The organism is Campylobacter concisus (assembly GCF_902460675.1).
Taxonomy (GTDB): Bacteria; Campylobacterota; Campylobacteria; order Campylobacterales; family Campylobacteraceae; genus Campylobacter_A; species Campylobacter_A concisus_AJ.
The window spans coordinates 574923-592895 of sequence record NZ_CABPUQ010000001.1; the positions used below are offsets into that span (position 1 = coordinate 574923).

A 17973-nucleotide genomic window follows, 5' to 3' on the forward strand; every position below is an offset into this window, starting at 1 on the left:
CTAGTTAAATTTAAAAAATCCTCAAACGAAATTTGATTCATCCCGAATTGACTCCAAAAATATTGCCAGCTTTTTGCTCTCTCGCTTATAGCTTTATGCTTAAATATCTCAATGTATGCCTTAAATCAAGCAATACTAAATATCACAGAACATGTCAAATTTAACAAATTTTGGTCGCCACTGTGCACTTTTACCTTTAAAATTCTATAATTACAAAATGAAATTCAAGAGAAATTATTTTTATATTTTATTGGTTGCTGTTGCTGTGGGATATTTTTATCTAGTTTTTACAAACTATGATGAGAACAAACAACAAACATACAACTCTGCCGTTTCAAGCCAGATAAAAACAGTGCAAAAATACAAAGCAATAATAAACGAGCGCATCGAACAACAAAAGCGACTGCTTGAGGAGACCGCTAAATTTATAGAGACAAAAGACTATATAAAAGACTATGCTACGATAAAAGGAGTGCTTAGCATTGTTGCTAGAACGGGTAGCTTTTTAGCAGTCTATGCCGGCTATCCTGATAGCTACAGATTTGTCGCAAGCAACGATATAGAGCCGCAATATAATTTCTCAGACCGCCCTTGGTTTGTCGCGGCAAAAGAGAGTATGACAACAAGCTTTACCGAGCCATATATCGACCGCCAGCTTGGCATCTACGTCATCTCTGTCTCAACGCCACTTTTAAAAAATGGTAAATTTATAGGTGTTTTGACGGCTGACCTTGACTTTGAAATTTTTCAAAAAGAGCTTGCCACACTCTTTCCGCTTGCAAATGGCTCAGCGTTTTTAATGGTAGATGGCAAAAATATCCTCGATCAAACAGAGCAAATTTTAGACTTTTCAGGCGCTCAAACCAAAGAGATATTGCAAAAAATTTCAGTTAAAAAACAAGGAAATGAGAAAATTCTTATCAAAAATAAGCCTTATATTTTTGTATATGATACGCTCGCAAATAGCAAATGGATGCTAGTTAGCGTGCTTGATGAGGGTATGATTTACAGGCAAATCGACAAAAAAGCGCTAAAAGATCTTGGTATTTTTTTGGCATTGGCATTTTTTGGCATTTGTGCCTTTGCTACTCTTTATGTGGCGCAGCGAAAATTTTATAAAAACAAGCATCTTTTAAATCTTTTTGCAAAAAACCCAATAGGTGGGCTTGTCATCACAGATAAAGCTGGCAATATCGCCTTTATCAACAAAGAATTCGAGAAAATTTTTGGCCTAAAATTTAAGGCAAATATCGGTAAAAATTTAAAAGAACTCTCTAGTATTTTTTGCTCGAATAAAACCACACAGAGTATATTTACGCAAATCAGCAGCAACCCAACCAAGAGCTTTAGCCTGACTTCAAAAAAGGGCGAGCTGTTTTATAAAACAGAGTTTTTGCCACTGCTTGACAAGCAAGGCGTATTTGAGGGTGTTTTTATCATGTCGCACGATATCACGCATGAGGTGAGTTTGGAGCAAAATAGGCAAAAACAAGAGCAAATTTTACTGCAAAACTCCAAAATGGCAGCACTTGGTGAGATGATAGGCGTGATCTCACATCAATACAAACAACCCCTAAATACGCTTTTGCTTCTTGCAAGCGATACTCATGAACTGTTAAGCGGCAAAAATGGCGATAAAATGGCACTAAAAAACATTGAAAATATACGTATGAACGTTGAGCTTATGAATGAGACTATCGATGTTTTTAGGGATTTTTACAAAGAGGATTTTTGTGAGAAAGAATTTGACCTAATCAACGTGCTAGATGATGTTTTATACATTTGCCGACCGCAGCTTCAAGTAAAAAATATCGAGTTACGCTTTACATACGACGAAGGCTCTTATAAGATCAAAAGCTATGCAAACTACATAAAGCACGTGCTTATGAACCTTATCACAAATGCAAAAGATGAGCTGGTAAAAAAGGCAAAAAATAGAGAAAATTTCTCTCCTTATGTGGCTATAAATTTAAGCCAAGATGAGAGCAAATTTATTATTACTATCGAAGATAATGCAAATGGTGTAGATAGTGAGCTTTTAGATAAAATTTTCGAGCCGTTTTTTACTACAAAAGGCGACGACGGCACCGGTATGGGGCTTTATCTTTGCAAGCTTATTTTTGAGAAAAAACTACGTGGTGACATAAGGCTTGCAAATGCTAAAAATCCGACAAAATTTGAAATAGAGCTATTAAAATGAATGAAATTTTTAAAGAGTTAGCACACTTAAATGTGCTTTTGGTTGAGGACGATACGCAGTTACAAGGAGTTTTGGCTGGACTTCTTGCGCCATATGTAGGCCAAATTTATAAGGCACAAAACGGGCAAGAAGGCTTTGAGTGCTTTAGCAAAAACGACATTGATATTATCATCACTGATATAAATATGACCCATATGAGCGGAACATCGATGGCAAAACGGGTTAGAGAGCTTGATGCACGCGTGCCTATCATTTTTATTACAGCCTATGATACCGATGAAAATTTACAAAACTCACTAAACATACAAAATTCAAATCTGCTTAAAAAACCATTTGATAAACAGCAACTTTTAATCATGATATTAATGGCTACAAAAAATGGTTCAAATGCTAATAAGCGATTAAATTTAGGTCGTGGCTTTAGCTATGATACGCAAGATAGGTTGCTTTATAATGAGAACAAAAATATCGTTTTAACTAGAACTGAGCAGCGACTTTTGCATATCCTAGCGATAAATAAAGAGCGAGTCGTATCGTTTGAGATGATAGAAAATTTCATGTGGAGTGGCAAAGTAGCGTCTTTTGAAACTATGCGAAACTACATAAATAAACTGCGTAATAAAACCTATGCGCAGCTTATCAAAAACGTTCAAGGGCTTGGTTACAAGCTCTCTCTTGATGATGAAGCTTGATAGTAAATTTAATTCTAAAAGCAATTCCGTGATTTGATTTAAAAATTGCTGAAAATTTCGACCTAAGCCCAGAGATATAGTCCATCAAAGGCCGAAATTTTCTAGTTTATAGAAATATAGCACAAATAAAGTTATTCTATCGGAGCTTTACTTTGTAAAAATCTAGTCAAAGTTTGCGTTTCTGTCTCATTAAGTCCAGCGTTGCCGATCATAGTTTTTATAACACTTGGCCAAACATTTACGTTAAACTCATCATATCCGTGTAGTGCATGGCACGCCCCACATCGCTCTTTAAACAACTCTTCGCCAGGCTTATAAACCTCGTCTAAATTTGGCTTTAAGGCCTTTTTTTCGACCGCTCCCTTAACACTAACTTTGATCCATTCATTGTCATAGTCGTCTTTTTGGACGCCATTTTTCTTGAAATTTTTATCGTTTTTAACACTTATGTCGCTCTATAGGACACCTAGTCTAGCATAAGCTGTATTACCCTCGCCAGGTACAAAGCCGTTATATTCGACCTCGGCAAAATTGCCGCTATCTTTTAATACCTTGACTTTTGCACCCACAAAAAGCTGACCGATCTCTTTGCCGCCAACCTTATCTAAAATTTTAGCTGGCGTACCGACATAGGCATCGTTAGCAAAAAGCGCAGCACTAAGCCCTAAAAACATAACTATTTTTTTCACTTCTTATCCTTTTTTTGCAAATTTTGGCTGAGAAAAGACCTCTAGGTTTGGCAATTCACCCTCAAATTTCTCGATTTGCACGAGTGCAGTTGCTTGATTTCCCATAGCAAGGCTTGAGGTTGGTTCGTTTGGTATTAGGACGTTTACGTTTCCGTGTCTGCAAAGTCCGTTTTTATCTGGATCCCACCAGCTACCCTCTTGCATTCTAACAACGCCTTGTTTTACGTTTTTAGTTACGATAACTCCTGCTAAAGTTTGACCGCGATCGTTAAAAATTCTTACCACATCACCGTTTTCAAGACCTCTAGCTTTTGCATCGTCTGGATGCATCCATACAGGCTCTCTGCCTTGGACTTCTTCAAGGTTTCTAAGCCATGTGTTGTTTAGTTGGCTGTGAAGGCGATATTTTGGGTGCGTAGTTACTAAATTTAATGGATATTTTTTTGTTTTTTCCACATCTCCTAGCCACTCCATCGGCTCCATCCAAGTTGGGTGCGCCTTGCAGTCATCATAAGCTGCTTTTGCGATCTTTTTAGACAAAATTTCAAACTTGCCAGATGGCGTTCCTAGGCGGTTGATGATAGGATTTTTTCTATACTCAGCCATAGTTACGTATTCGTGAGCGTGAGGCGAGACCTTAAACTCAACATAACCTTTCGCCCAAAACTCATCAAAACTTGGCATGCCTAGTTTTGCATCATCGCCCTTTTTCTTTGAGGCATTATAAAACTGCTTGATCCAGTCCATTTCACTCTTGCCCTCGCTAAATGCCATATACTCTTTATCGCCAAATTCTTTTAAAATGCCGCAGTAAATTTGGTAGTCGTTTTTAGCTTGCTCGTATGGCTCAGCGATCTTATGCATAGCTATAATAAATTTGTTTGTATGAGATTTTGTGATGTCATCTCTCTCTTGCTCGGTGGTAGCCGGCAAAACGATGTCAGCCATGCGAGCTGAAGCCGTCCAGAAGCAATCTTGCACGATAAACGTATCAAGCTTTTCAAAAGTTTTTGCCATTAAATTTGTATCTGGTGCATGGTGAAATGGATTGCCGCCAGCCCAGTATGCCATCTTTATAGTTGGGTAGGTGATCTTTTTGCAGTTAAAATCAACCTCTTTACCAGGGTTATTTATACAATCAAGTATCCTTGAAACCGGTATAGCGATATTGCTGCGGTTCTTCCACTCGCCCTCAGTTGATGGTACGATGCCGATAGCTCCTAGTCCAGGGAAAGCTGTAGATGTTGTAGCAGAGCCGCTTGCAAGTGCAAGTGCGCTGCCGTTTGGCGCAGCTGGACTTGGGCAACCGCCGTCAGAGTAGTGGTAACCAAAGCCATATCCGCCACCAGGCAAGCCGATCTGTCCAATAAACGCAGCAAGAGTTATCATCATCCAGTGAAACTGCTCACCGTGATGTGCGCGCTGTGGTCCCCAGCCACCCATTAGCATAGTTCGTTTTGAGCCAAAAATTTTAGCTAAATTTCCAATCTCTACCTCGCTCACTCCACAAATTTTTGCCGCCCAAGCAGCATTTTTTACAACTTTATCCTCGGCTTCGCCTTTTAGATAAGCGATAAATTGCTCTGAGCCGCTTGTATATTTTTTTAGAAATTTCTCATCAGCCACGCCAGCGCTCATCATCTCGTAGCATATCGCCATCATCATAGCAACGTCGGTTGTTGGATTGACGAAAATGTGCTCTGAATTTAAGTAATTTGCAGTGTTGTTATAAACTGGATCGATTGTAATGACTTTGATGCCACGCTTTTTCATCTGCTCTTTTAACTTACGAAAATAAATGTAGCTCTCGTGATCTGGCACTCCCCATGCGATCTGGTTTGTATTGATCGGGTCAGCTCCCCATATGACGACAACTTCGGTATTTTTAAGTATCACAGGCCACGCAGTAACAAGAGAGTTGCCCTCGTCAGAGCCTGCAACGTGTGGCGTGATCGCACTGATAGCATGCTGCGAATAGTTTAGCGTACGAGTAGTGTAGCCGCCAATGATATTTAGCATACGGCCAAGAAGCGTTTGCGGATTGTTAATGCTACCAACGCTATACCAACCATAGCTACCGCCATAGATCGCGCTACCGCCATATTCTTTATTAACGCGTTTTAGTTCGTCGGCTACTAGTTTAAAAGCCTGCTCCCAGCTTATCTCGACCCACTCGTCCTTACCGCGCATTGATTTATCGCTTTGATAGCCTTTTTCTAGGTATCCTTTACGCACGCTTGGACGCGCGATACGAGTTTGATCGTAGGTTCTAGCAACCACGCCTTGAGTTAAGCTAACTGGGTAAAAGTCGATCTCACTAGCATCTAATGCGCCTTCGAATTTACCGTTTTTAACTAGCCCTTTGATAGCACCAAAATGGCTTGCGCTCATCTTTGCAGGCGTGTCGCTCATTAGGTTGTCGCTTATGAGAGTTGTTGCGTTTAAGCTACTTGCTCCAGCAGCTGTAGCTGCTGCAGCTTTTAAAAAATCTCGTCTTTGCATCTTTTCTCCTTGCATAAAATTTTATGATTAGTTTAAAATATAAATGTAATTTTAAATAAAAAGCATAATAAAAGTATAATTTAAAAAAAATTTGTAAAAAAGTGTCCGAAAGACTCAGACACTATATGTTTTATGCGTTAGGTTTTGAAAATACCTTTACTTTTGGGGCATTGCCTGTAAATTTCTCTATATTTACAAGAGCTATGTGAGATATATTGCCTTGTGTAAGCTTTGATGTGCCCTTATCGATAGTTAGGACGTTTACATCGCCATGAACATACATAGATCCTATCTCGCCAGGATTTTGTGGATCATGCCACTCACCCTCTGCTACGCAAACTACATCTTTTCTGACATCATCTTTTACGACAGCGCCACATAAAATTTTGCCACGTTTTGATGAAACAACGACTAGATCACCATTTTCAATGCCTTTTTGTTTAGCATTTTCTGGATTTATCAGAACTGGCTCACGCTACTTCAGCCCCAAAAATAAGACTTGGGATACAGAAAAATATAAATACAGCAACTAAGTTTTTAGGTTGTTTTGTTTTTTTATCCTTATTCTTCCTTGTGATGTAGGTTAATAAAGAATTTTAATAAAAAAGTATAATAATTTAAAAGAATAAATTACTTTGTATTTTTAAGACAATACATTTTTTATATTTTTTGATACATAAAACATCTGCTTTTCTAGTCGCTTTTTGTATTGATTGTATTACAATCCGCACTTGCCTTAAGGGGAGGAGTTCTGACGATAGTTTAGACTAAAGCTACCCTAAACCTTTTTTCTACAAACTTCTTAAAAATTATCTAAAATCTGTGAAAGTATAAATTTTGAGCTCCAAAATTGTGAAAATCTTTGTTTAAAAATCGTCCAGCATAATTCTTTAAGTAGCAAACAAAACTATTGGATTGCTTGCATATAGTAAAACAAGATTTTTATTCTTTAAATGCTTTCATTATTTATGAAGCAGGAGTACGACATGATTTTAAACTTTTTTGAGATAGTGTTCCACTCTTAAAGGAAATTTTAAAGAAAGGGAAAGAACAAAAGCATTACTGCTAGTGCCTAAAATAGGGTGTTATGGTGTCACGGGGGAGACTTGAACTCCCGACCTCCGGCTTATGAGGGTTTAAAAATAAACCTTGTGTAAGCACCAAAAAGACGGCACACAGCCAGTTTCACACTAGGTATCTGCTACATTTTGCTACAAAGTTATATTGCATAGGTAACAAAGATGCAATATTTAGTCAAGCGAAATGGCATATATTACTTTAGAGTAGCCATCCCACTATATCTGAGGCCTTATTTTGGTAATAAAACCGAATACATAACCTCCTTCCTAACAAAACGCTTTGATACAGCAAAAAATCGTGCTAAGATCTACTCTATAATTTTTAACGCGATCAAAAAGGCATGGAAGATGAATTTGAGCAGCGAACTTATAGAGCACTTGGTGCTTATGCTTTTAAAAGCCAAGGAGGCCAAAAGTATCAAAGAGCATGATATGCTTGGCAGATATATAAATTTAGATGGACTACTATCACTAAATTTGTTTTTAAAACAGAGTTTAAAAGAAGATAGCTTGCCCAGTGTAATATCAAAAGAGATTGATGATATCTGCAAAAAGCTATCTTGTACTGACTCTCACACCAAAAAGCTTCTTGGCAAAAGAGTGCTTGAAGCAACGATAGATAACATAAATCACATATCATATAAAATGTGCAAAAACCAAAAGCTACTAAATGATAAGCAACAGACATTTGTACCACTTGGTAAAAAGCACAAGAGTGCAAATTTAGATGATAATACTAAAGACGAGATAGCAAAAGGTGTTAAAGAGGCTAACATAGATAGCTATCAAGACGATATAGAGACTTTAAAAAAGCAGAATTTGGTGCTACCTTTTACTAAAAAGTCCTTAAAGCACTCTATTTGCGAGCTAAGAGATGCTATAAATGAGCTAGCCAAGCAAAAAGGTGCACTCACACAAAACGATATCCTAAGAATATTTGGTTGTGAGTTATCACCAGATGGAGACAATGAGCTAAGTGATGATCTAAAATTTGGGTATGGAAATTTAAATGATCCTAACTTTGGTGGTCAGGTAAAGTTATACAAGGCAGATAAATATGAAGATAAGGGCATAGTTTTAAGTGACATTGAGGCTAAAGACCTTGAGATAGATGATACAAGTGATACTAGTAACATGACTTTTAATGAAGCTATAAATTTCTTTCAAAAACTCTTCTCAAATAGAGCTAGAAGCTTTAAATCACAGCTAGACTCATCTACTAAAAGCGAGAATAAAGCTAGCATCGTCACGCTAAAGAGCGCATTTGAAAACTATGTATCAAACACGAGTATTTCAAATAACTGGAGTGATAGCACATTTGGTCTTGTTAGACATGTAGGACGGCTAATGTCTATGAAATTTGGCGATGAGCTAGACATCAAAAAGATAAAAAGAGATGACTTGCTAAATTTTAGAAATGTCTTACTGCAACTACCAACCAAACTCTCTCAAAATAGTCTCTATAAAGATAAGAGCCTAGATGAGATCATAGCTTTGGCAAAAGATAGACCAAAAATTTCTAAATCAACCATCAAGAAGTATATTGTTAGAGTTAGTGAGTTTTTTAAATACTGCTACGATAGCGACTATATAGATAAGAACCCAGCGGTGGATCTACAAATAAATTTAAACCAAGATGATGTTACAAATAAAAACCCTTATGAAGATAGTGACGTAAACGCACTTTTGGATATTGTGAGTAAGATTAGATCAAGTGGCGATACCAAAAGTCAAAGAATTGGCAAAGATGAGCTATTTTTCGTTACTCATATAGCAGCCTACTCTGGCATGAGACTAAATGAAATAATCCAGCTAAACACAGATGACATAGTCGAAAAATATAACATAGTATGCTTTAGTTTAAATACAAAAATAGATGTAAAAACAGGCAAGAGCAAGACTTTAAAGACCAGAAACTCTGCAAGGATAGTTCCTATCCACTCTAAGCTAAGTAGCATTGGGCTATTTGAATTTATAGAGAATAAAAAGAAGCTAGCTAGGAAATGCAGCAAAGCAGTTAGGCTATTTAGCTGTGATAATAAAGACTTCTCTGAATATTTTAGAAAGAAGATCAATACTCAAGTTATAAAAGATAGTGATAAAACAAGGACATTTCACTCATTTAGACATACTTTCATAAACAAGCTCATCCAAAGTGGCCAGAGGGTTGAACATATAGCTGCTCTTGTAGGGCACGAACAACAATACAAGATCACCATGAACACTTATGGCGAGCCAGTAACTCCAAAAATTCTAAAGGATCTAGTTGAGGAGGTAAATTTTTATCAAGGAGGGGAAGGGTGAGCGTAGTAAACTATTTAAAATGATGAGATTGTTAGCATAAATAGTAAAGATTGATTTATAATTTAAGGTTATTTAAGATTCTAAAATTATGCTTCATTTTATAACTTCTTAATATTTTACTATATGTTATTTGATTTATCTTAAACGGATCGATAAACAACGAAAAACATAACCTAAACCAGCTTGCATCTATATTCTATATATGGTATTTGCTATCAAAAAGCCATCTTGTATTTCATCTGGGCGAGGATACTTTTTGTCCGACAAGTCAGACAAAAAGACCTCGTTAGGGATAGTCCCTAAAACCCCATATTTATTATACAGCCTAAAAAATTACTGTATTTTGTTCCATAAGAACCAAACACTAATAACTCAAACGCATCTTTATTTTCAAAAAAATACCCTCTTTACTGGTTTGTCCAGTAAAGAGGGCACATATCAAAACCCTTCTCTTTTTCTTTTATAGAACTTTTGCGTTATATACTTCTTCGGGCTTAGCGGCCAATAGTCTTGCTGCCATATCTTTTTTCATCTGAATCAAAGTAGCCTCTTCCTCTTCACTTCTATCTTCTTTTCTTGATAATTCAATAAATTCTTTTAGTACAAAACCTGGCTTTATGGTTATAACGACTGTTTTATCTCTATACTTGAATTTAAAATAATATCTTCCATGGGGACTTTCTAAGACTTCTTCAGCTTCTTTTAAATTAATATCAACGGAAATTCTACCACCTGTTACGCATCTTGTTACCATTTCAAAAGCATCTAGCCCTCCCGGTCCCGGAAATGCTGTAATAAGATATATCTCTCTTCTTTCTAATAATTTCCCATCATCTAAAAGTGGAAAGGCTCTACTCATGACTTGAAATGCATGAGCTACTCCCCCAGGATAACCTACACCATGATAGCTTAGTAAATTATCAAAGCTATATTCTAATTCATGTCCTTTTTCTAATACTTTTATTTTATCCATGTTTTTTCCTTTCTTGTTAAACTACTTCCTCAATATTGTAGCAACTTCATCATCTGATAATTTGTAATCATATTTCTAATACTTTTATTTTATTTATCCATGTTTCTTCCTTTCTTGTTAAAACTACTTCCTCAATATTGTAGCAACTTCATCATCTGATAATTTGTAATCATATACATATTCAAAGAAATTCTTTAACTCTACTTCCATGTCCATATCTGAAAACAATTGTGGATACTGTATTTTTGCAGCCCATTTAACTGTAAGCGGAGTTTCAACCCCAGGAGGATCCCACCTATAAACACCTATAGGAATTTTGTATACTTGTTTGTTAGCTACAGCTTTAATTGTTGACCAGTTTCTACCTTCCTGCTTATTTTCAATAAAGTCTTCCGGCATTAAGTCTGAATGATTTCCTAAATAAATGATATCAGGGTTCCATACAATCATCTGCTCCATGTCCACTTCAGCCAATTTACCCTTAAGCTCGTGGGCCGGATTATGGGCTCCACTTGGTTTCATCCAATGGTCGTATGTTTTTACAGCTATTTTCATGTCACTATAAAACTCTATAACTTTTGGTTTATCTTCATCTTTTATTTCAGCTAACTTTGATGTTACTTCATTAATTCCTTTGTCCATATATTCAACTAATAAGTCGCCACGTTCTTTCTTTTGAAGTACTTCAGATATCATTTTTATATTTTCTTTTATACTGTCAAATTCTGCCCTCTTTAAAGCTACTACCTTAAGTCCTGCAGCTTCCATTTTTTCAATTTCTTTCTCAATATTCGAATAAATAAACACTACATCCGGTTTTAGCTTCAATAACTCTTCCACGTTAACAACTGAGTCTTTTGAACACCATTTAGTATTCGCATTAGCTAGTTGTGGATACATGTTTTTTAAAACACTTTCTTCAAAAGCTTTAATAGAAGATGGGTTGCATCCTACAATTTTATCTGTCTTTCCATCAATTGCATATATTATAGACGGAAGAGGCTTGTCCACCGTTGCAATTCTTTCCGGTGTTTTTTCAAATTTAATCGTTTTTCCTCTAACATCAGTAATCGAGTATTCGCTTTCTTTTACCTTTTTAACTTCTTGCACTTGACTAGCTTCTTTTTCCTTGTTTTCACTGATTTCATTTTTATTACTTTGAGAGCTGCCGCCATAAGCATTTAAAATTAATGCTAGTACTAAAAATAATAATAAACTAATCCTTCTTTTCATTTTTCCTCCTTCGAAAATTATACACTTAGTGGATAAACTCCAAACAAATCTGCAACTTCTTCTCTTAATATATGAGGTCTTTGTCTAAGAGCTTTGCCAACTTCTATCTTTCTTTCTAAATCAACTTGATTAATTCTTTCTTTTAATTTTCCTTCTTGTTCACTCCTTTCTTTAGCAGAGTAAGGTTCTTGATATAGGGTTTTAATAGCTTCATTAATTTCATCTTTTGAATTAAAGGTTCCCAGTACAGAATCTATAAAAGGAAAGGACAGAATATATGCATATGCCGCTTGAACCAAAGTTTGGTCTTCTTTTATACGAATAGCGTTAAATATATCTTCATAAAGCAACAAGTCTCCTGTTGCCAGCGGATTCATAGCTATTGTCCCTATATCTTTTTCATGAGTCTTCATTATTCCTTTTAATCTGTATTTGGAATTAATTATATTAAAGCCCTGTAAACTATAATCAAATTTATACTCCCCAATCATCTCAATTAGTTCTTTATTTTGTAAGTGTGAAGAAAAAGTAATATGCTTAATAAGTCCTTCTTCTCTTGCTTTTTCCATCTCTCTTATAGCTCCATAGTTTTTAGCTCCTCTCCATTCTTCAAAAGATTTTACACCCCAAAGACAAGTAAAGGAGTCAATACAACTTATTCCTAAATTCTTCAAAGAATTTTCAAGATTTTTTCGAAATGTTTTAGAATCTCCGGCATGTGTCTTTGACATAATATAAAATGGTTTTTTATGCTTCTTCATTTCTTTTATGGCTGCACCTAATATAAGTTCTGAACAATTGTTTCCATAAGTATCGCCGGTTTCAAAGAAATTTATTCCTTGTTTATATGCATAGAAGAAATTTTCTGCATGTTTATCTATATCTTGGGGATTCTTTAAGTGATGACTTCCCATAGATATTCTTGAAATTTGTATGCCTGTAGATCCTAATTTTCTATATTCCATTCATTAACCTCCTTCTAACAGTTCTATATGGCTTTATAAGGTGCAACTGTTTTGTATTCAACTTCTTCTGCTTGAAAAATTAAAATTTTAGCTTTGATCTGAAAATACTTTTGTAAGTTATCTTCAGTAATGGCTTTCGAACTTTCATCAAAGGTTGTTTTGTAGTCACTACCGATAAACAAAGTTTTGTCAGATATCTGCAATGCATGACTAGGAAAATGAGTGTTTATTATGCAAGCAGATTTTTTATTTACATTTATATGTTTAATTGCCTCTATGATTCTAATTTGATTCTTCATATCCAGGTTTGATTCCGGTTCATCTAAAATAAGAAGTTTTGGATTAGAAACAAGAGCTCTCGCAATCATAACCATTTGAAGCTCTCCTCCAGATAGCTCATCACAGTATCTATTTGATAGCTTTTCAACTCCTAATTCTTTTAAAGTTTCATAAGCTTTATCATAATCTTCCTTCGTAGGGATATGGAAAAAACTGTTTTCCTTGTCTAAACCCATCACAACCATTTCTAAAACCCCATAACTAAACACACTTTTCTTAACTTGAGGAACATAACTTAAGTTTTCCCATAATTCTTTTTCTGCATATTCATTTATATCTTTGCCGAACAATAAGGCTTTTCCCGTGTCCCATTTTAAAAACCCCATAAGACACCTTAAGAAAGTAGTTTTACCCACCCCATTGGGTCCAAGAATGGACATTACTTCTTCTTCTTTTAAATCAAATGAAATATCTTTTAAAATTTTTCTCTTGTCATATGAAAAAGTACCTTTTTTAACTTGGAGTATCATCTTCTTTCTCCCGAATTCTTTCTAAGTATAGTTATGAATAATGGCGCACCTATAAATGCTGTTAATATTGAAATGGGAATTTCATTGCTTGTAGCTGCTCTTGAAAGGGTATCTATCAGTAATAAATAAATTGCTCCCATAACACAACAAGTTGGAATAAGGTACCTATTATCATTTCCGATAACCATTCTCGCCAAATGGGGAATTATTAAACCTATCCATCCTATAATTCCACATACAGAAACTGTAGTTGCAGTTATCAATGTTGAGAGTAAGATAACCACAATACGTAATTTTTTTACATTAATTCCTAAAGACCTAGCCTCATCAGAATCTAGAGATAAAAGATTCAATTTCCACCTTAATAGAAAGAAGCCGAAAATACAAGGTATTATTATTATTGAACAAATAACAAGGTCTCTATAGGATACACTTGCTAAACTTCCCAGCAACCACATAGTGATAGTTGGAAGCTTATCTTCCGGATCTGCTATATATTTAATAAATGATATTGAAGCATCAAATAGTGACTTTACAATTACTCCGGATAAAACTAACACATACAAATCTGTTCGTTTTTTTACTCTGGATAGGTTTAAAACTATATAAACTGCTAAAAGCCCCAGAAGCAAAGAAACATGCTGAGTCACTATCATGTCTAGGGATAATAATATAGATAAAGCCGCCCCAAAACCTGCTCCTGAAGACACCCCTAGTAAGTCCGGGCTAACTAAAGGGTTTGAAAAAACAGTTTGATATGCTGCTCCTGCCAGTGATAGCCCTGCACCTACTAAAACTGCCATAAGTATTCTAGGTAGTCTTATGTCAATTACTACACTAGTTTCATGTACGCCTAAGCCGCTAACATCTCCGGTTATTGTTTTGTATATAATCATAAATGCTTCATAGGGGCTAACCGGATATCTTCCTAAACAAATAAAAGTTAGTATTAAAAGCAATAGCAATACAAAGAGAACCAATATGCATAATTTTTTATTCTTAAAGAAACCTTTCCCCATTTATCCACTCTTTCTAATTAATAGTTATATTATAGCACTTGCTATATTTGAAAGTCAAGGATATTGATACGCATATTCATCTTTAAAATGGTCATCATCATACTCTTCATATACATAATAATAATTTAACCTAAAATGCACATTACCAATGTACGCATCTACCATTGTTGTGTTAGCAGTCGGTTTTTTAGTGTAGGCTTAGATAGTTAGGCTTGCTGGCAAAAAAGATTCTTGGTAAGTAAATTCACTTTTGGCAATAACACATTTTTCATTTAGGTATGAACTACAAAATTCTAAAAACTTAGCTCCTAATTCATCTGCTAGCTCTCTTTGTGTGCTAGCCAAATCTACAAACTGATGTGCCTCGTGAGGTAGATCACGTCGCCGATTTTGATATCTGCTAGATCCTCGGGCGCGATCGGCGTGGTTAAAATTTTCTTACTCATAGCGCGAACTCCTTGTGCGATTTTACGGCAAAATTTAGCTGCTCGTCCCAGACGATGTGGCCTTTGCGGTGCGACCAGCAGCCCACGTTTACGGCGACGGCGATGACGCTTGGGTGGCGGGCGCAGTTTTCGATATGCACGCCCATCACGGAGCTCGCGCCGCTCATGCCTTGCGGACCCAGGCCGATTTTATTTATGCCCTCTTCGAGCAGCTTTTCGGTTAGAGCCGCGCGGTCGTTTGGATTGCGCGAGCCAAGCGGCCTCATCAGTGCTTTTTTGGATAGCAAGGACGCCACGTCGATCGAGGTGCCCACGCCCACGCCCACTAATAGCGGCGGACAGGCGTTTATGCCGTAGCTGGTCATTATATCCATCACAAATTTCACGACTCCCTCGTAGCCCATGCCGGGCATTAGCACGGTCGCCTTGCCAGGCAGGCTACAGCCGCCGCCCGCCATATAGGTGTGGATCTCGCACTCGCCGCTATCCGGCACGATCTCCCAAAACAGGCTAGGCGTGCCCTTGCCGACGTTTTTGCTGGTGTTGTACTCGTCAAAGGTCTCGACGCTGTTGTGGCGTAGCGGAGCCTCTCGCGTCGCCCGCAGTACGGCTTCGCGCAATAGCTCTTCAAGCTCGCCGATGAGCGGGAAATTTGCGCCGCAGCACACGAAAAACTGGATCACTCCCGTATCCTGACAGGACGGGCGGTCTAGCTGCTTTGCAAGGCGCTGGTTTTCAAACATCGTTTTGTAGATCTCCTTTGCCAGTGGCTGCGTTTCAAGCTCACTAAGCTCCAGCAGCTTCGCCGTCACGTCGTCAGGCAGCACCTTGCCCGTGTAGCCGACAAATTTCGCCATGACCTCGGTCATCTTTTGCACGGCTTTTTCTTTATCCATCGCTTCTCCTTTGTGAAATTTTACTTTCAAATTTTTCATAAGCGCCCGCCAGGGCGCAACCCGCAGCGTAGCAGAGCAGATCGGCGAAATCAAACGTTCCGCCGATCATTACTTTTAAAATTTTATTTTCTATGCCTAAAATTTGCACTGCGCCAAAATACTGCGCTAGCTCCAAAGCCGCTGCGAACGCGAAAATTTTAAGCGGCAAATTTAAAGGCGGCACGCTAAAAGCAGCCCGCGCCAAAGCGTAAAGTAAGACGACGGCCAAAACGTCGCCCGCGTAGTGGCGCACGAAGCCGCCCTTTACGCAGATCGCGATGTAAATTTCAGCCGCTAAAATCAAAACCGCCGTGGCTAAAAACGCTAGCCTAGTTCGCGTGCTTTGTCTTGTTTGCGCCTTTTGCTCGCGCTGTTTTGCGTCCCTCCGTCCAGCCTTTTGCTCGTTTAAATTTTCCTCTCGCAACGCTTTCCTTTTAAATTTAGCCTTCAAATTTAGCTGCAAAAACCACGTTTCAAATCAAAAGTGGGCCAAAACATCACATTTTTCACTTTGATTTGAAACGTAAATTTTTTAATCTTTTTATTATCGTTTTAAATTCAAAAAATACTTTTAAAGATCCTTGCCGATATTGCGGCGATGGCTTTAAAAGAATAAAATTAGATAATCTTTGATATAATTGCTTGGAAAATTTCAAGAGGTGTTAAAATGTCAAATATCCAAGAGAAATATATACGTGAAATTAACACATCTGATTCCTTTTTCGACTCTTTAAGGCAAGACTATAAAGGTTTTGATACATGGATAGCGAAAAAAGCGGACGCTGGCGAAAAAGCATATATACTCTTTGATAATACCAAGATAGTGGCTTTTTTGTATCTAAAAATAGAAAGCCCAATAGATAATACGGATATAAGTCCGGCACTTGACACAAATGTGACATGGCTAAAGATAGGAACTCTTAAAATAGATGCGCATGGGACAAAGCTTGGAGAGCGTATTATAAAGAAGATTTTTGATTTTGCCGTAGCAAACAACATTTATAATATCTATGTAACGTCTTTTGAAAAACAAGCACCTTTAATAAAATTATTAAAAAGATATGGGTTTGTCCAGCATGGCAAAAAAATCAATGAGCTAGTATTAACAAAAAATATACCAACTCATGTGCAGGCGCTAAAAAATGATATACTGCTGGACTATCCGGCTATTAATGCGACAAGCGACAAATATCTTTTAAGTATATACCCAAAATATCATACTGGTATGTTCTCGGACTCTATGCTAAACACAGAAAGCTATGACATACTAAAAGACATGTCTGAATCAAATAGTATTCATAAGGTGTATATAACGGAAATGAAAGGTGTCGAGCAACTCAAGAGAGGCGACTGCTTGCTCATTTATAGAACAAAAGATAAAAATGCCCAAAGCGCGAACTATTCATCGGTCGTAACCTCTTTGTGCGTTGTAGAAGAATATAAAGATTTATCCAGTTTTAGTGACTTGTATGATTTCATCAAGTACTGCAAGCCTCATAATATATTTACTGATGATGAATTAGAGAATATATTTATCAAAAAAAGTTACACAAAAATAATAAAAATGGCATACAATATATCATTTAAAAGACGTGTTATTTTAAAGAAGATTAGAGAAATTATAGGTCACGAAGAAGCCTACTGGGGTTTTGTGAAGCTTACAGATGAGGCTTTTTTTGCAATTTTAAAAGAAGGTTTAGTAAATGACAGCATTATTATCCATTAAGCCGGAATTCGCTGAGGCTATTTTTGATGGTACGAAAAAATTTGAGTTTAGAAAGGTAAAATTTAAAAAAAACGTTAATAAGATTAAAGTATATGCCACAAAGCCAGTTGGAAAAATTATAGGAGAATTTATAGTTGATAATATTTTGGAGGCAAGCCCAGAAGAACTATGGAGTAAAACAAGTATGGATGCCGGTATAGATAAAGAAAGATATCTAAAATACTTTAATGGCAAGAGTACCGGTTTTGCCATTAAGATTAAATCCGCAAATAAATATAAAGAGGCAATTTGTCCTTATTTGCAATACCCAAATTTTGTGGCACCACAATCGTTTATGTATATTGGATAAAAAACTATGAATAAAAAAACTCAATCGCATGGCCTATAGCAATTTGTGCAGA

At 36.7% G+C, this 17973-nt stretch carries 16 protein-coding genes; 5 read left to right on the plus strand and 11 right to left on the minus strand.

Going from position 1 to position 17973, the window contains the following annotated elements:
* Window positions 1-217 precede the first annotated feature (217 nt).
* Window positions 218-2200 carry a cache domain-containing protein gene (locus F3G88_RS02770; RefSeq protein ID WP_103573767.1) on the plus strand — a complete coding sequence of 661 codons (1983 nt, stop codon included), beginning with the start codon at window positions 218-220 and terminating at the stop codon, window positions 2198-2200.
* Window positions 2197-2892, plus strand: coding sequence for a response regulator transcription factor (locus F3G88_RS02775; protein WP_149715313.1), 696 nt, complete (start codon window positions 2197-2199; stop codon window positions 2890-2892). Before F3G88_RS02770 ends, F3G88_RS02775 begins: the two co-directional genes overlap by 4 nt.
* 131 nt (window positions 2893-3023) lie before the next feature.
* On the opposite strand, the gene F3G88_RS10415 is transcribed toward F3G88_RS02775, so the two are convergent.
* The 4 genes from F3G88_RS10415 to F3G88_RS02790 form a co-directional block, all read right to left on the minus strand.
* Window positions 3024-3191, minus strand: a complete 168-nt coding sequence (locus tag F3G88_RS10415) for a hypothetical protein (protein ID WP_223228712.1) — start codon at window positions 3189-3191, stop codon at window positions 3024-3026.
* Window positions 3192-3347: 156 nt separating this feature from the next.
* Window positions 3348-3581, minus strand: coding sequence for a hypothetical protein (locus F3G88_RS10420; protein ID WP_223228713.1), 234 nt, complete (start codon window positions 3579-3581; stop codon window positions 3348-3350).
* A 3-nt stretch (window positions 3582-3584) separates the two neighbouring features.
* On the minus strand, window positions 3585-6098 hold the full coding sequence (locus F3G88_RS02785) for a molybdopterin-dependent oxidoreductase (protein WP_223228714.1): 2514 nt from the start codon (window positions 6096-6098) through the stop codon (window positions 3585-3587).
* 115 nt (window positions 6099-6213) lie between these two features.
* A complete protein-coding gene (locus F3G88_RS02790) occupies window positions 6214-6546 on the minus strand; it encodes a molybdopterin dinucleotide binding domain-containing protein (RefSeq protein ID WP_149715315.1) in 333 nt (110 codons plus the stop codon).
* 778 nt (window positions 6547-7324) lie between these two features.
* Between F3G88_RS02790 and F3G88_RS02795 the strand changes: the two genes are divergently transcribed.
* Window positions 7325-9466 carry a tyrosine-type recombinase/integrase gene (locus F3G88_RS02795; protein WP_103574083.1) on the plus strand — a complete coding sequence of 714 codons (2142 nt, stop codon included), beginning with the start codon at window positions 7325-7327 and terminating at the stop codon, window positions 9464-9466.
* 460 nt (window positions 9467-9926) lie between these two features.
* Here F3G88_RS02795 and F3G88_RS02805 read toward each other — a convergent pair whose 3' ends face one another.
* The 7 genes from F3G88_RS02805 to F3G88_RS02840 form a co-directional block, all read right to left on the minus strand.
* On the minus strand, window positions 9927-10439 hold the full coding sequence (locus F3G88_RS02805; protein WP_149715316.1) for a hypothetical protein: 513 nt from the start codon (window positions 10437-10439) through the stop codon (window positions 9927-9929).
* A gap of 123 nt (window positions 10440-10562) precedes the next feature.
* A complete protein-coding gene (locus F3G88_RS02810) occupies window positions 10563-11672 on the minus strand; it encodes an ABC transporter substrate-binding protein (protein WP_009295484.1) in 1110 nt (369 codons plus the stop codon).
* A gap of 17 nt (window positions 11673-11689) precedes the next feature.
* Window positions 11690-12637: an aldo/keto reductase gene (locus F3G88_RS02815; protein WP_021086681.1), complete on the minus strand. Its 948-nt coding sequence runs from the start codon at window positions 12635-12637 to the stop codon at window positions 11690-11692.
* A gap of 23 nt (window positions 12638-12660) precedes the next feature.
* The gene (locus tag F3G88_RS02820) at window positions 12661-13446 is read right to left on the minus strand and encodes an ABC transporter ATP-binding protein (protein WP_009295486.1); all 786 of its coding nucleotides are present in this window, start codon (window positions 13444-13446) and stop codon (window positions 12661-12663) included.
* Window positions 13443-14465, minus strand: coding sequence for a FecCD family ABC transporter permease (locus tag F3G88_RS02825; protein ID WP_103574085.1), 1023 nt, complete (start codon window positions 14463-14465; stop codon window positions 13443-13445). Before F3G88_RS02825 ends, F3G88_RS02820 begins: the two co-directional genes overlap by 4 nt.
* Before the next feature lie 442 nt (window positions 14466-14907).
* Window positions 14908-15807, minus strand: a complete 900-nt coding sequence (ttdA, locus tag F3G88_RS02835; RefSeq protein ID WP_103574086.1) for a L(+)-tartrate dehydratase subunit alpha — start codon at window positions 15805-15807, stop codon at window positions 14908-14910.
* On the minus strand, window positions 15800-16270 hold the full coding sequence (locus F3G88_RS02840) for a ribosomal maturation YjgA family protein (protein ID WP_009295491.1): 471 nt from the start codon (window positions 16268-16270) through the stop codon (window positions 15800-15802). The genes ttdA and F3G88_RS02840 overlap by 8 nt, the downstream gene beginning before the upstream one ends.
* A gap of 243 nt (window positions 16271-16513) precedes the next feature.
* Here F3G88_RS02840 and F3G88_RS02845 point away from each other — a divergent pair, with 243 nt between their 5' ends.
* Window positions 16514-17572 carry a GNAT family N-acetyltransferase gene (locus F3G88_RS02845; protein ID WP_009295492.1) on the plus strand — a complete coding sequence of 353 codons (1059 nt, stop codon included), beginning with the start codon at window positions 16514-16516 and terminating at the stop codon, window positions 17570-17572.
* Window positions 17550-17921 (plus strand): ASCH domain-containing protein, encoded by a 372-nt coding sequence (locus F3G88_RS02850; RefSeq protein WP_103574087.1) that lies wholly within the window; start codon window positions 17550-17552, stop codon window positions 17919-17921. Before F3G88_RS02845 ends, F3G88_RS02850 begins: the two co-directional genes overlap by 23 nt.
* The last annotated feature ends 52 nt before the right edge of the window (window positions 17922-17973 follow it).